The 12951-nt window shown below is 28.4% G+C and carries 18 protein-coding genes; 13 read left to right on the forward strand and 5 right to left on the reverse strand.

What is annotated here, in order from left to right:
- From ALEK_RS01330 to ALEK_RS01350, 5 genes are read right to left on the reverse strand one after another with little or no spacing between them, the layout of a single operon-like run.
- Positions 1-702 carry an SDR family NAD(P)-dependent oxidoreductase gene (locus tag ALEK_RS01330; protein WP_071626789.1) on the reverse strand — a complete coding sequence of 234 codons (702 nt, stop codon included), beginning with the start codon at positions 700-702 and terminating at the stop codon, positions 1-3.
- Positions 703-711: 9 nt separating this feature from the next.
- Positions 712-2232, reverse strand: coding sequence for an HAL/PAL/TAL family ammonia-lyase (locus ALEK_RS01335; RefSeq protein WP_071626790.1), 1521 nt, complete (start codon positions 2230-2232; stop codon positions 712-714).
- A complete protein-coding gene (locus ALEK_RS01340; RefSeq protein ID WP_071626791.1) occupies positions 2233-3090 on the reverse strand; it encodes a lysophospholipid acyltransferase family protein in 858 nt (285 codons plus the stop codon).
- A 3-nt stretch (positions 3091-3093) separates the two neighbouring features.
- Entirely contained in the window at positions 3094-3804 is a 711-nt protein-coding gene (locus ALEK_RS01345; RefSeq protein ID WP_071626792.1) for a glycosyltransferase family 2 protein, read from the reverse strand.
- Entirely contained in the window at positions 3797-4099 is a 303-nt protein-coding gene (locus tag ALEK_RS01350; RefSeq protein ID WP_071626793.1) for an ApeI family dehydratase, read from the reverse strand. Before ALEK_RS01350 ends, ALEK_RS01345 begins: the two co-directional genes overlap by 8 nt.
- A gap of 154 nt (positions 4100-4253) precedes the next feature.
- Here ALEK_RS01350 and ALEK_RS01355 point away from each other — a divergent pair, with 154 nt between their 5' ends.
- The 13 genes from ALEK_RS01355 (at position 4254) to ALEK_RS01415 (ending at position 12929) form a co-directional block, all read left to right on the forward strand.
- Positions 4254-4508, forward strand: coding sequence for a phosphopantetheine-binding protein (locus ALEK_RS01355; protein ID WP_071626794.1), 255 nt, complete (start codon positions 4254-4256; stop codon positions 4506-4508).
- Complete coding sequence (locus ALEK_RS01360; protein ID WP_071626795.1) at positions 4495-5613, forward strand: beta-ketoacyl-[acyl-carrier-protein] synthase family protein; 1119 nt, start codon at positions 4495-4497, stop codon at positions 5611-5613. Before ALEK_RS01355 ends, ALEK_RS01360 begins: the two co-directional genes overlap by 14 nt.
- Positions 5603-6244, forward strand: a complete 642-nt coding sequence (locus ALEK_RS01365; RefSeq protein ID WP_071626796.1) for a beta-ketoacyl synthase chain length factor — start codon at positions 5603-5605, stop codon at positions 6242-6244. The genes ALEK_RS01360 and ALEK_RS01365 overlap by 11 nt, the downstream gene beginning before the upstream one ends.
- On the forward strand, positions 6241-6594 hold the full coding sequence (locus tag ALEK_RS01370) for a hypothetical protein (protein ID WP_071626797.1): 354 nt from the start codon (positions 6241-6243) through the stop codon (positions 6592-6594). Before ALEK_RS01365 ends, ALEK_RS01370 begins: the two co-directional genes overlap by 4 nt.
- A gap of 8 nt (positions 6595-6602) precedes the next feature.
- Positions 6603-7673 (forward strand): class I SAM-dependent methyltransferase, encoded by a 1071-nt coding sequence (locus ALEK_RS01375; RefSeq protein ID WP_071626798.1) that lies wholly within the window; start codon positions 6603-6605, stop codon positions 7671-7673.
- Complete coding sequence (locus tag ALEK_RS01380; RefSeq protein ID WP_071626799.1) at positions 7667-8431, forward strand: MipA/OmpV family protein; 765 nt, start codon at positions 7667-7669, stop codon at positions 8429-8431. Before ALEK_RS01375 ends, ALEK_RS01380 begins: the two co-directional genes overlap by 7 nt.
- Before the next feature lie 76 nt (positions 8432-8507).
- Positions 8508-9269 (forward strand): phosphatidate cytidylyltransferase, encoded by a 762-nt coding sequence (locus ALEK_RS01385; RefSeq protein WP_071626800.1) that lies wholly within the window; start codon positions 8508-8510, stop codon positions 9267-9269.
- Positions 9266-10333 carry a 1-deoxy-D-xylulose-5-phosphate reductoisomerase gene (dxr, locus tag ALEK_RS01390; protein WP_071626801.1) on the forward strand — a complete coding sequence of 356 codons (1068 nt, stop codon included), beginning with the start codon at positions 9266-9268 and terminating at the stop codon, positions 10331-10333. The genes ALEK_RS01385 and dxr overlap by 4 nt, the downstream gene beginning before the upstream one ends.
- Positions 10323-10607 carry a hypothetical protein gene (locus ALEK_RS01395; protein ID WP_071626802.1) on the forward strand — a complete coding sequence of 95 codons (285 nt, stop codon included), beginning with the start codon at positions 10323-10325 and terminating at the stop codon, positions 10605-10607. The genes dxr and ALEK_RS01395 overlap by 11 nt, the downstream gene beginning before the upstream one ends.
- 3 nt (positions 10608-10610) lie before the next feature.
- Positions 10611-11039: an Lcl C-terminal domain-containing protein gene (locus tag ALEK_RS01400; RefSeq protein WP_071626803.1), complete on the forward strand. Its 429-nt coding sequence runs from the start codon at positions 10611-10613 to the stop codon at positions 11037-11039.
- Between the two features lie 10 nt (positions 11040-11049).
- Positions 11050-11604, forward strand: a complete 555-nt coding sequence (locus ALEK_RS01405) for an RBBP9/YdeN family alpha/beta hydrolase (protein WP_071626804.1) — start codon at positions 11050-11052, stop codon at positions 11602-11604.
- Positions 11605-12609, forward strand: coding sequence for a tRNA (adenosine(37)-N6)-threonylcarbamoyltransferase complex transferase subunit TsaD (gene tsaD, locus ALEK_RS01410; RefSeq protein ID WP_071626805.1), 1005 nt, complete (start codon positions 11605-11607; stop codon positions 12607-12609).
- Positions 12606-12929 carry an SUI1 family translation initiation factor gene (locus ALEK_RS01415; protein ID WP_071626806.1) on the forward strand — a complete coding sequence of 108 codons (324 nt, stop codon included), beginning with the start codon at positions 12606-12608 and terminating at the stop codon, positions 12927-12929. Before tsaD ends, ALEK_RS01415 begins: the two co-directional genes overlap by 4 nt.
- Positions 12930-12951 lie beyond the last annotated feature (22 nt).

A 12951-nucleotide genomic window follows, 5' to 3' on the forward strand; every position in this document is an offset into this window, starting at 1 on the left:
TTATCGAACCATTGCACCACTAATGTTTAGTACTTCTCCACTAACATAAGTAGCTTCATGACCCATAAAATAAGCACATTTAGCAACTTCTTCAGTTTTACCAAATCTTCCTAAGGGAATTGCTTTTTTCATTTGTTTTACATTTGGAATATTTTCAATCATTTCTGATTCAATAATTCCAGGAGCTAGTGCGTTTACTCTAATATTATAACGACCAAGTTCAATAGATAATGTTTTTGTAAGAGCAATTATTCCACCCTTAGAAGCAGAATAATTAGCTTGCCCTGAATTACCCACAAGGCCAGATATTGAAGCTACATTTACTATGCTTCCACTTTTTTGCATCATCATATTTTTAACAACAGTTTTAATAATTTGATAAGGTCCAGAAAGATTTGTATTTATTACATCTTCCCACTCTTCATCATTCATAAAGAAAAATAGATTATCTTTGATAATACCTGCATTATTAATAAGTACATCAATTTGAAGATCTGCTAATTTCTCTTTGATATCTTCTTTATTCTGCATATCAAAAGTAATTAGTTCTCCATATTCTATTTGATCTAAAATATTTTGTGCTTTTTCTTGATTTGAGTTATAGTGAACATATACAAAATAATCATTTTTTGCATACTCTTTCACTATAGCTTCTCCAATACTTCCCGTTGCACCTGTTACTAATACTTTTTTTCTGTCCATGTTAATTCTTTATATAAATTTTCCATCAGTTAATAATGTTTTTAAGTTCTTAATATCAATATCCATTCTTCTATCTTCATATAGAGGTTTTACAATTGCTCTAATTTCATCATGAATATTTTTTAAGTGTGGTGAAACTTCTGCTTCTCCTCTAATATCAACAGCTTGTGCCATTCCAATAAATGCAATTGATAACATATTATGTAAATCAGGCATCATTTTTGCAAAATCATTAGCAGCAGTTGTTCCCATAGATACTTTATCTTGATTTAAAGATTCAGTTGGTCTTGAGTGAATAGATGCAGCAGTTGTATTTTTGATTACATCAGCACTTAATGAACTTAATGAAATCTGCATAGCTTTAAATCCGTGGAAAAATGGCTCTTTTGATAACTTTAAGTTCTCACCTAATCCTCTATTGAATTTATGGTCAACTAATAATGCAAACTCTTTATCTAATAAGTCAGCTAAGTTAGCAGCACAAATTTTAAGTGTATCCATAGCATGAGCTACATATCCACCATAGAAGTTACCAGATGTATAAATCTTTTGATTTTCACCATCAATTAATGGGTTGTCATTTACAGAGTTAATTTCTGTTTCAACCCAGTTTTTAGAGATATTTAAATTGTCTCTAATTACTCCAAGAACTTGAGGTGCACATCTCATTGAGTATGTATCTTGAATATTTAAATGATTATCAGCAAAGAATTTGTCATATCTATCATCTCTACCATGAGTTAATTTTGAACCTTGAATTTTTGTTTGAATATTTTTTGCACTTGCGATTTGTCCGCTAAATGGTTTTGAATCATGTACAAAATCAGCAACAGGAGTGTCATCTCCTAATAATACTTCAAACATACCAGCAACATAAGATTCCATTGAATCTAAAATTACTTCAAACTCTTCAATAGCTTTAAGAGCAATAGCACTCATAATAGTAGTACCATTCATAATTGCTAAGGCTTCTTTAGGCTCAAACTCATAAGGAGTAATATTTAGTTCATTATAAACTTCCATTACATCTTTGATTTCACCTTTATAATAAACTTCTCTCTCCCCTGCAACAACAGCTGCAATATAAGACAATGGTGTTAAGTCTCCACTTGCACCAACTGAACCTTGAGATGGAATAACTGGAATAATATCTTTTTGAATTAGCATCTCTAATCTATGAAGTAGATTTATTGAAACACCAGAACGTGCTTTACTTAAAGAGATAGTTCTGCAAATTACTGCATATTTACACACTTCATAACTTAGGTTTTTACCAATACCACAACCATGGAATCTAAAAAGATTTGTTTGTAATTTTGCGGCATCATCGTAGTTTACATAATTTCTACCTGCATCGCCGTAACCTGTAGTAATTCCATAAATTGGTTTACCTTGTTTAATAGTATTCATCATAAAATCATGTGTATGATTAATATATTCTATAAACTCTTTATCTTCAGATATTTTAATACTTTGTGCATTACTAATCTCTTCTAAAGATATGTGCCTTTTATCTATACTTAATTCCATTTACTCTCCCCAAAAATTATAAAAATTGAACCATTGATCTGGATATTCTTTTAGTATCTTTTCTAAAATATTTACATATTCTTTCATTGCAGTATCCACTGCAAGGTCTTCTTTTACAGAATAGTCTAATTCAATTTTTAAATGTTTTATTTTATATGTTTGTTTATTTGTATATGCAACAAAAAAAACAAGAATGCTCTTTTTTAATTTGTATGCAATTTGAAAGGGATTTTTATTAAATCCTGCTTCTTTATTAAAAAAATCTAATTTTTTATGATATTTTTTGTCATTTGCTCTATCAGCCATCATTGCAACAACTTGGTCATCCATTAATGCATGTGCAATTTTAATAGAAGATGCAATTCCACCTTCATTTAAATCAATGATATTAACTTGGAAATTTTGCTTTTCAATTGAGTTTTCAATACTTTTTATTCCATCAAGTAAAGCTTCTTGCATAACTATATTTACTGTATTTTGTGTAAGTGGTACATTCGCAGCCGTAGCCCAGCCACCATGGTGAGAAGATAATAAAACAGTACCTTCATCTAACGTTTTTGCAAACTCTTCTTTATTATCATATTCAAAGTTATATGATGCAGGTGAAAATTTCGAGATAAATCTATCTACCATGCAGTTTGCAAATAGTCTTAAATGAGTAAAATATATATAATTATTGAAAGGTAAATCTAATTGTTTGTAATATATTTTAAGTGATTTCCTTACATTAGAAGCAAATATAAAATAGAAAAATGTAACAGGATACATTAGGTAATAAATAAAGTTGTAACCAAATATTTTATATAAATTAAATACTAATTTAATACTCCAAGCACTACCTCTTTGTTTTGTTTCCATAAATTACTTTTTTAGACCTAATAATTTTAAGAAGTACTTCACCCACTTAAATGGTAAAATTTGTACATGAACCCAAACAATAGCTGCTGTGTCCCAAAACTTACGGAAGTGACTAACTCTATCTTCAGAAGTAGGGTAATAACACTCAATTACTACTTCTTTTATTGCTTTACCTGCATCTGCATGTCTTACAATAACTTCCATTTCCCAATCAAATCTAGATGTTTTAATACTTAAATCTAAAATACTAATAGGGTAAATTCTAAATCCAGATAAAGAGTCTGTGATTTCATGTCCAGTATCCCAAGTAGCCCAGAAATTACTAAACCATCTACCAAATTTTGAACCATTTGGAACATTTGAAATATCGAAGTTTCTTGCTCCAATTATTATCTCTTCATCTTCACAATTATCAATTAAAACTTTTGCTTGGCTTGCAAGGTGTTGACCATCGCCATCTAAACTAACAACATGCGTATATCCAAGCTCTTTAGCTTTTTTAGTACCTGTTATTATTGCTTGACCTTTTCCTCTATTTTCATTGTGTCTTTCAATAACTAACTTTTCATTTTTAATTAGTAAGTCACTTAGAGGTTTATTAGAACCATCATCAATTACAATTACATTATATCCATGAGAAAGTACGTCATCTACTACATCTTGTATAGTATTGAAGTTATTATAAGTAGGTATTATTACAATGAATTTATTCATAAATTATCTCACTTATTTTTTTATCTTCAAGATTCGTTATAAGAATCTTATTTTTGATTTGACTAAATATAATTTGATTATTAGGTTTTATAATATTTAAGAACTTAGTTTTTTTAATTTTTTTAATTTTTATGTTAAATAATTCTTGTGCTATATCAATTTGTAAAAAACCAGGTAATATTGGCATATCAGGGAAATGTGCACAAAAAACGGGATGTTTCTCATTTGATAAAAGAATTTCTATACTTTTTTCATCTTCTCTAATTATAGTATACAAATCGTTTGTAAAGTTCATCTATTTCTTTCTTGTAAAATTAATGTAATTTTACTTTTTTATCACTAAATATTATATTAACTTAATTATTATTAAATATAAAAAGATGATATAAATTATCTATAAGCACTATAATAATATAATTTTTGCAATAAAAAGAAGGAAATGTAAAATAATGGCAATAACAAGTAAAGAATTTAAAGAAGTATTAATTCAAGGATTAAACTTAGAAGACATCGAAACTGACGAAATAGGTGATGATGATGCACTATTTGGAGATGATGGATTAGGATTGGATTCTGTTGATTCAATTGAACTAGTTTTAATTATTGAAAAAGAGTATGGAGTAAAAATTCAAAATCCTGAAGAATATAATACAATTTTTGCTTCTGTTAATAGCTTATTAACATTTATTAATGAAAATAAATAAAAAAGCTTATATAAACAACTTTCATGCAATATCTTCTGCTGGAAATTCAGCAGAAGAACTTTTTGAATCAATCTGTGAAAAAAAAGATTGTATCTCTATTGACTCAACTTATGTAAAAGATAGAAATGTTGCAATTGGAAAGATAAAAAACGATAAATCTTTTAAAGAATTATTACTTGAAGGTTGTAAAAGGGTATTAGATGAATCATCATTAAGTGATTATTCAAATACTTTACTTATTGTTGGATCTTCTGTTGGTGGAATGGGTGTAACTGAAAGTGTATATTTCCAAGATAAATCTTATGAAAATATTGATTATAAAGAACATACAATTGATTCTATTGCTTATAATCTAAAAAAAGAGTTTACATTTTATGATGATGTATCTTTTTCAACTGCTTGTACTTCAAGTGCAAATGCTTTGGGTTATGCAAAAGAGGTATTATCAAAAGGTATTTATAAAAATGTATTAGTTGTAGGGGCTGATTCTCTATGTTCAACTACAGTATGTGGTTTTGCTGCATTAAGTGTATTATCTTCAAAACCTTGTACTCCTTTTGATAAAAATAGAGAGGGTATGAATGTATCTGAAGCTATTGCCATATTACTTTTACAAGATGAAAAAACAGAAAATAGTGTAGAGTTATGTGGAGTTGGTTATAGTTCTGATTCTCATCATATGACTCAGCCTCATCCTGATGGATTAGGTGCAAAAAATGCTATAGAAAATGCTTTGAGTGATGCAAGTATTACTTTTGAACAAGTTGATTATATTAATGCTCATGGTACGGGAACAATTGCAAACGATAACAGCGAAGCAAATGCAGTTGCTTCTTTATTTACTAATAAACCATATTTAGGCTCAACTAAATCATTTACAGGGCATACATTAGGTGCAGCAGGTGCTATTGAAGCCATAATATCTGTTATGTGTTTGCAAAAACAAATAGTTGTTCCATGTAAAGATTTGGAAACTCCAAATAGAGATGATATATCTTTTACAAATGAAGCTTTATCTTCTAACTTAAACTATGTGGTTAGTAACTCTTTTGCTTTTGGTGGTAATAACACAAGTTTAGTTTTTGGGAAATGTAATGAAAATTAATTTAGAAATACTTAGTGCTACTTATTTAGTTGCAGATGAAGAAATTAGTGATTTACGAACAAAAGAGTTAGTTCCTAAAATGGTTTTTAGAAGAAGATTAACAAGAGCTGCAAAACTAGTAGTAGAAGCTGTAGAAAAAGTAGGTTTTGAAAATGGAAGAATTGTTTATGGAAGTGCATTCGGTGAATTAAAAGCAAGTGCCAATATTCTTAGTGCAATTTTAAATGATCAAATGATTTCTCCTACTGATTTCCAAAACTCAGTTTATAATACTGCTGTATCTTATTTATCAATTCTAAAAAACAATAAAAATGAGATACTGACTATTTCTAGTGGAGATAAAACTGCTGAAAAAATTCTAAAAGTTGGTGCAATTAAAGCTTTAGATGGTGATGAAATTTTATTACTAGCTAGTGAAACAATGAATATAGAAAATATTGAACAAATAAATAAATGTATTAATACTTTAGAAAATGTTGTTGCTTTAAAAGTAAGAGTTACAGAAGAGAAAGCAAATATAAATATTTTAAATGAAAATAACTCAAAGTATCCAGAATCAATTTCTCAAATGATAGAAATTGCAAAAAACTATGATGAAAATAAACAAAATGTAATTGAGATTCAAATATGAATTTGCCACATCAAGAACCAATTAGATTTGCAAATGAGGTATTAAGCTCTTGTGATAATAAAATTATTGCAAGTTGTAAATTTCCTTTTTCTCCTACTTTAGCAATGGCTTGTGAAGCTGCTGCACAAAGTAGTGCAGGATTTGCACAAGAATCTTCTGATCCTAAAATAGGATTTTTAGTTTCTTTAAAAGATATTCTTTTAATAGAAGATATGAATTTTACAGAAGCAATTGTAGAAATAGAAAGAACATTTGATTTTGGAAGTATGAGTGAATATAGTTTCCAATTAAAAAACAATGATATTGCTTACGTAAGTGGTAAAATCACAATTGCTTTAGATAAAAAATAAGGAAAATAGTGGAAAAAGAGTTTTTTAATAACTATGAAGATTTAACTGCGATTGAAGCACAGTATGAAGCCCAAAAAATAGCCTTTGCTCCTATTGTTTTCCAAGTTGTAAGAACAATGAGAGATTTAAATATTTTAGATATTTTATCTAAAAGTAAAGATGGTTTCACATATGAAGAGTTAGCAATTAAATGTTCTTTAACAAAGTATGGAATTCAGGTTTTATGTGAAACTGCATTAAGTGCTGGAGTTGTTTTCATAAAAGATGAAAAGGTAACTCTTTCTAAAATTGGTTTTTTTATTAATAGTGATAAAATGACAAATGCAAATATGAATTATAATCATCATGTGAATTATCAAGGTCTGTTTTATTTAGATGCTGCAATCAAGAATGAAAAAGCAGAAGGTTTAAAAGTATTTGGCCAATGGGATACAATTTATCCAGCTTTATCAACTCTTCCGAAAGATGCTAAAGACAGTTGGTTTACTTTTGATCATTTATATTCTGATTCAGCTTTTTCTGCTGCAATTAAAAAACTTGAAGAACTAAAGCCTAAAAGTATTTTAGATATTGGTGGAAATACTGGAAAGTTTGCCACTCTTTTTGCTTCATCTAATCCTGATATTGAAATTACAATTATGGATCTTCCTCAGCAAATTAAACTTGCAAAACAAACAATTTATGAAAAAAATATTCAAAATATTGCTACTTATGAGGCTAATATCTTATTAGAAGATACTGTAATTCCAAAAGGCTTTGATATTTATTGGATGAGCCAATTTTTAGATTGTTTTAAAGAAGAACAAATAGTAAATATTCTAAAGAAGATTAGAATTTCTATGAATGAAGATAGTGAAATATGTATTATGGAACCTTTTTGGGATAAACAAAGTAATGAAACAGCAGCATATTGTGTAATTAATACTTCGCCATACTTTACAGCTATGGCAAATGGATATAGCAAAATGTTTAAATATACAGATTTTATAAAATTTATAGAAAAAGCTGGATTAGAGATAATCGAAGACACACATGAACTAGGTCTTTGTCAAACTATTATTAGGTGTAAAAAATGTTAAAGAAGATTTTATTATTAAGTATTCTATTTGTTAGTATGTATGCCAAAGAGTTAAGTTATGGACTTGGTGTTGGTTTTATTTCTACACCTGCTTATATTGGTTCTAATAAACAAAATAATAGATTTTTACCCTTTCCATATATTGATTATAAAGGTAAGTATTTTAATATTAATAGAGATAAGATTTATAATCAATTCTATGATAAAAACAGACTTCAAATGGAAGTAAGTATTAGAGGTATGTTACCTTCAAAGAGTGAAGATACTGCAAGAGAAGGAATGCCAAATCTAGATACTATTTTAGAATTTGGACCAATGCTTACATATAATCTAAGAGAAGTAGATAATTCTAAGTTAAGTCTTTTATTACCTCTAAGAGCAGCTTTTTCTTTAGGAAGTGATTCTATGTTTGAATATCAAGGAGCATTGGCTTCTTTAGACTTACAATATAAAGATAGAATTTTCTCAGAATATAATTTTATTATTACTAGTGGTTTAGGATTTAATGATAAAAAAATTAATGATTACTATTATGAAGTACAATCTCAATATGTAACTTCATCAAGAGAACAATACTCTTCTAAAAGTGGATATTCAGGTTTTCATACGAGCTTAGCATTAACAAAAAAAGACGATAAATTCTGGTATGGTGGTTTTATAAAACACTATTATTTAGATGGTGCAGTATTTGAAAAATCACCTTTAGTTGAGACGAAAAATTCACTATTTTATGGATTAGCCTTTAGTTATTTATTCTAGTTTCTTATCATTTACATTTCACTTACAATTCCCAAAGTGAAATAATGGTAATATAACGAAAAAATAAAGGTTTGTTATGTTGAACATTGTAAAAGAGAGTTCTACAAGAATTAAAACTGCTCTAGTTTTATTTCTAATATTTATATTAGTATCTTATATTGATACTTTATTCTTTATATGGTTATTCTTTGGATTCTTTTTAATGGCAGGAATTTCGGAAGCTAAAAAACTATTTAAAGTTGAGAATGACTACTCTGTATATCAATATGCAGGTATTATCTGGCTTGTAGCTTATTTCTATCCAAATCCTATGGAATTAACATTTATCGCTTTAGTTGTAATGGGATCAGTTATTGCATATAGCAAAAAAGCTAATCCTAAAATAATTTTACCAATTTTATATCCTTTAGCTTCATTTTTATTTTTATTATCATTATATACTGAATATGGGATTCAAGTTATTTGGTGGTTATTATTTATTGTTGCAGGTGCTGATACTGGTGCTTATTTTGTTGGTAAAAGTATTGGAAAAACAAAATTTTGTGAAACAAGTCCAAATAAAACTATTGAAGGTGTATTAGGTGGAGTTTTAATCGCAGGTGTTTTAGGAACTTACTTTGCAGATGATCAACTTAGTGCATTTACTGCTGTAATGATTTCAATTATTGTAGCTTTTGCTTCAGTATTTGGAGACCTTTTTGAGTCATATTTAAAAAGAGAAGCTGGTGTAAAAGATAGTGGTAGTATTTTACCAGGTCATGGTGGAGTATTAGATAGAACAGATGGTTACCTTTTTGGTGCTGTAGTTATGCTAATTCTTCTTAGGATGGTAATGTGATTGTATTAGGAAGTACAGGTTCTATTGGTGTAAATACTTTAAATATTGCAAGAAAATTCAACTTAAATGTTGAAGTTCTTGTAGCTGGAAGAAATATTGAAGTCTTAAATGCACAAATAAAAGAATTTAATCCTAAAAAAGTAGTAATTGCAAACAAAGAAGATATCCATAAAGTAGATCATTCTAATGTATCTTTTGGGGAAGAATCAATTTTAGAAGCAATACAAAACAGTGATTCAAAAACTGTTGTAAATGCTCTTGTTGGTTTCTTAGGTTTAAAACCTACACTAAAAGCAATTGAATGTGGTAAAAAAATTGCATTAGCAAACAAAGAATCACTGGTTGTTGCTGGTAAGTTTATTGATCAAACAAAACTAAGCCCTATTGATTCTGAACATTTTGGATTATGGTATTTATTACAAGATAAAAAAATCAATTCCATGTTAGTTACTGCAAGTGGTGGTTCTTTTAGAGATTATCCACTGGATCAATTAGCTAATGTATCAATCAAAGAAGCTTTAAACCATCCAAACTGGTCAATGGGGAATAAAATCACTATTGATTCTGCAACTATGACAAATAAAATGTTTGAACTAATGGAAGCTGCTTGGTTATTTGATATTAGAAAACTTGATGCCATTATTGAAACAAAATCATTAATTCATGCACTTATTAATTTTGAAGATGGAAGCACAACTGCACATATAGCAAATGCTTCTATGCAACTTCCAATTGCTTATGCAATTTTAGGTAAATGTGATGAACAAATTCTAGAACCAGTAGATTTATTACAAGTATCATCTTTAGAGTTTAAAAAGATTGAAACTTCAAGATACCCAATTTGGGAAGCAAAAGATGAGATTATTTCTAATCTTGATTTAGGAGTAGTTCTAAATGCAGCAAATGAAGTTGCTGTATCAAAGTTCTTAAACTCAGAAATTGGATTTTTGGATGTATCTAAAATGACTCTAAATGCTTTAAATAAATTCAACAATGTAAAACCTACAACAATAGAAAATATATTTGAAATAGATAAAGAAGTAAGGGCTTATTGTGAGTCTTGATTTATTAATTCCTTTTGGAATACTATTAACACTTGTGATATATCTTATTTATACAAGAAGCAAATTTGAAAAAGATATAGTACAATTATATGAAAAGAAGTTTGAAGAATGGAAAGATACTTCAACTGTTAATGATAAAGAAGAAGTGCCTCATAAAGAGCTAGTAGGTCTTCTTTATAAAACAAAATACAAATTACATATTGAACTTTTAGATGAAAAAGTAAAACCAACTTTGGAAAAAGGAAAGTTTACTATTAATAACTTAAAAGGATAAGTTATGAAATATTTAATACTAATTTTTATTTTTGTATCTCTTTTAGATGCAAGAGTATATAGAAAGAATAATATAGAAGTTGTTTTAGATACTACAAATAACCTTATGTGGGTTGATAGCTCTTCAGTAATTAAAGTATTAAAAACCCATGAAGATGCAATTACTTATTGTGAAGATCTAATTTTTGCAGGCTACTCTGATTGGAGAATACCTGTAATCAAAGAATTTGAAACAATAGTTAATAAAAGAAATTATAAAAATTATATAAAAAGAGCTTTCAAATACAATGTTCCAGATGGATATTGGGCAGAAAAAGCACATTGGAGAACATTGTGGTTTTATGCTGATTATATGCATTTTGTAAGTGGAACACCATATTATGATAGTAGACATAAAAAGAAATATGTAAGATGTGTAAAAGATATAAAATAAAGGTAATTATATGAACAAAAAAGTTCTAATACTTCATGGTTTAGGTGGAAGTGATTATCCTCACTGGCAAGCCCAATTAGCAGCTGATTTAATTAAACAACATTCTGTTGTCTCTTTCCCAGCATTTCCAAATAGAAATAATCCAGAGTTATCTATTTGGAAAGAGAATTTAAAAAAAGAAATTGAACACTTTAATCCCCAAATTGTAATTTGCCATTCATTAGCAAATGTATTATGGTTTCATACTTGTGATGAATTAGATATTTCTTTAGAAAAATTAATGCTTGTAGCACCAGTTAGTAGAACAAGAGTAGTAAAAGAAGCTCAAAGTTTTTATCCTTACCCAATAGCTAAAGATTTAAAAGCAAAAGAGATAATTATGTTAGCTTCTACAAATGATCCATATATGAGTGAAGAAGAAGCGATGCAGTTAAAAGAAGCTTTAAATGTTGAAATAAATGTAATGAAAGATGCAGGTCATATTAATGCGGATTCTGGCTTTGGTAGTCATGACTTTGCATTAGAGTGGTTAACAAAAGAAGAAAATGATAAGGGTTATGTGTAAATGATATTAAGTATAGAAAGTTCTTGTGATGATAGCTCAATAGCTATAACAGATTCACAAACATTAGAATTAGTTTATCATAAGAAAATATCTCAAGAGCTACAGCATAGTGTTTATGGTGGAGTAGTTCCAGAACTAGCTGCAAGATTACATATTGAAGCCTTACCTAAAATTCTAGAAGAGTGTGAAGAGTATTTCCCTAAACTAAAAGCAATTGCTGTTACTAATGCTCCTGGTTTATCTGTAACTTTAATGGAAGGTGTAACAATGGCTAAAGCTTTAGCTATTAGTTTAAATTTACCCCTAATTGCAGTTAATCATTTAAAAGGGCACATTTATTCTCTTTTTATAGAAAAACAAGAAATTATGCCTATAACTATTCTTTTAGTATCAGGTGGACATACTCAGATTATTGAAGCAAACTCTTTAACTGATATGAAAATTATTGCAAGTACTATTGATGACTCTTTTGGTGAAAGTTTTGATAAAGTTTCAAAAATGATGGGATTAGGATATCCAGGTGGCCCTGTTGTTCAAGAATATGGATTAAAAGGTGATGAAAATAAAATTGAACTTCCAGTACCTTTAAGACAAAGTCCAGAAATCATGTTTTCATATTCAGGTTTAAAAAATGCAGTAAGAATGAAAATAGAAAAACTTGAAAATAGTGAAACTGGTCTTAGTGAACAAGATAAATATGATGTATGTGCTTCTTTTCAAAAAACAGCAGTTGCTCATATTATGCAAAAAACAAAAAAACTATTTAAACAAAAAGCTCCAAAAAACTTTGCAATAGTTGGTGGGGCTAGTGCTAATATATATCTACGAACACAAATAGAAGAATTATGTAATACTCATAAAACAAAACTATTTTTAAGTGAATTGAAATATTGTTCTGATAATGCAGCGATGATAGGTCGTGTGGCAGTTGAACAATATAAAAACAAAGATTTTATTAGTATTGATGAAATTGATGTTCAAACTAGAATAAAGGCGTGTTCATGATTTTTGAAATGGGTGCAAATTTAGATGGGGATGACTATGATACATCTAAAAATGATAAAAAGAATAAAAAACCTTCAAATGGAATTATTCCAAAGAATCAACATCAACTGGTTTTTACTTTTGAAAAAAGAAGAGGAAAACCTGTTACACTTGTAGGAAGATTTTATCTTAATGATAAAGATAAAAAAGATGTACTAAAACTTCTTAAGAAAAAACTTGCTTGTGGTGGTTCAATCAAAGATGAATGGATTGAATTACAAGGTAATGTAAAAGACAAAATTAAAACTATTTTAGAAGCAGATGGATGGAAATTTAAATAATTTCTTTTCATCCCTTATATTT

The organism is Poseidonibacter lekithochrous (assembly GCF_013283835.1).
GTDB lineage: Bacteria > Campylobacterota > Campylobacteria > Campylobacterales > Arcobacteraceae > Poseidonibacter > Poseidonibacter lekithochrous.

Excerpts from the sequence above, each read along its gene's own strand:
- ALEK_RS01330 (WP_071626789.1), bottom strand. The coding sequence starts at position 702 with ATGGACAGAAAAAAAGTATTAGTAACAGGTGCAACGGGAAGTATTGGA.
- ALEK_RS01335 (WP_071626790.1), bottom strand. The coding sequence starts at position 2,232 with ATGGAATTAAGTATAGATAAAAGGCACATATCTTTAGAAGAGATTAGT.
- ALEK_RS01340 (WP_071626791.1), bottom strand. The coding sequence starts at position 3,090 with ATGGAAACAAAACAAAGAGGTAGTGCTTGGAGTATTAAATTAGTATTT.
- ALEK_RS01345 (WP_071626792.1), bottom strand. The coding sequence starts at position 3,804 with ATGAATAAATTCATTGTAATAATACCTACTTATAATAACTTCAATACT.
- ALEK_RS01350 (WP_071626793.1), bottom strand. The coding sequence starts at position 4,099 with ATGAACTTTACAAACGATTTGTATACTATAATTAGAGAAGATGAAAAA.
- ALEK_RS01355 (WP_071626794.1), top strand. The coding sequence starts at position 4,254 with ATGGCAATAACAAGTAAAGAATTTAAAGAAGTATTAATTCAAGGATTA.
- ALEK_RS01360 (WP_071626795.1), top strand. The coding sequence starts at position 4,495 with ATGAAAATAAATAAAAAAGCTTATATAAACAACTTTCATGCAATATCT.
- ALEK_RS01365 (WP_071626796.1), top strand. The coding sequence starts at position 5,603 with ATGAAAATTAATTTAGAAATACTTAGTGCTACTTATTTAGTTGCAGAT.
- ALEK_RS01370 (WP_071626797.1), top strand. The coding sequence starts at position 6,241 with ATGAATTTGCCACATCAAGAACCAATTAGATTTGCAAATGAGGTATTA.
- ALEK_RS01380 (WP_071626799.1), top strand. The coding sequence starts at position 7,667 with ATGTTAAAGAAGATTTTATTATTAAGTATTCTATTTGTTAGTATGTAT.
- ALEK_RS01385 (WP_071626800.1), top strand. The coding sequence starts at position 8,508 with ATGTTGAACATTGTAAAAGAGAGTTCTACAAGAATTAAAACTGCTCTA.
- ALEK_RS01400 (WP_071626803.1), top strand. The coding sequence starts at position 10,611 with ATGAAATATTTAATACTAATTTTTATTTTTGTATCTCTTTTAGATGCA.
- ALEK_RS01405 (WP_071626804.1), top strand. The coding sequence starts at position 11,050 with ATGAACAAAAAAGTTCTAATACTTCATGGTTTAGGTGGAAGTGATTAT.
- tsaD (WP_071626805.1), top strand. The coding sequence starts at position 11,605 with ATGATATTAAGTATAGAAAGTTCTTGTGATGATAGCTCAATAGCTATA.
- ALEK_RS01415 (WP_071626806.1), top strand. The coding sequence starts at position 12,606 with ATGATTTTTGAAATGGGTGCAAATTTAGATGGGGATGACTATGATACA.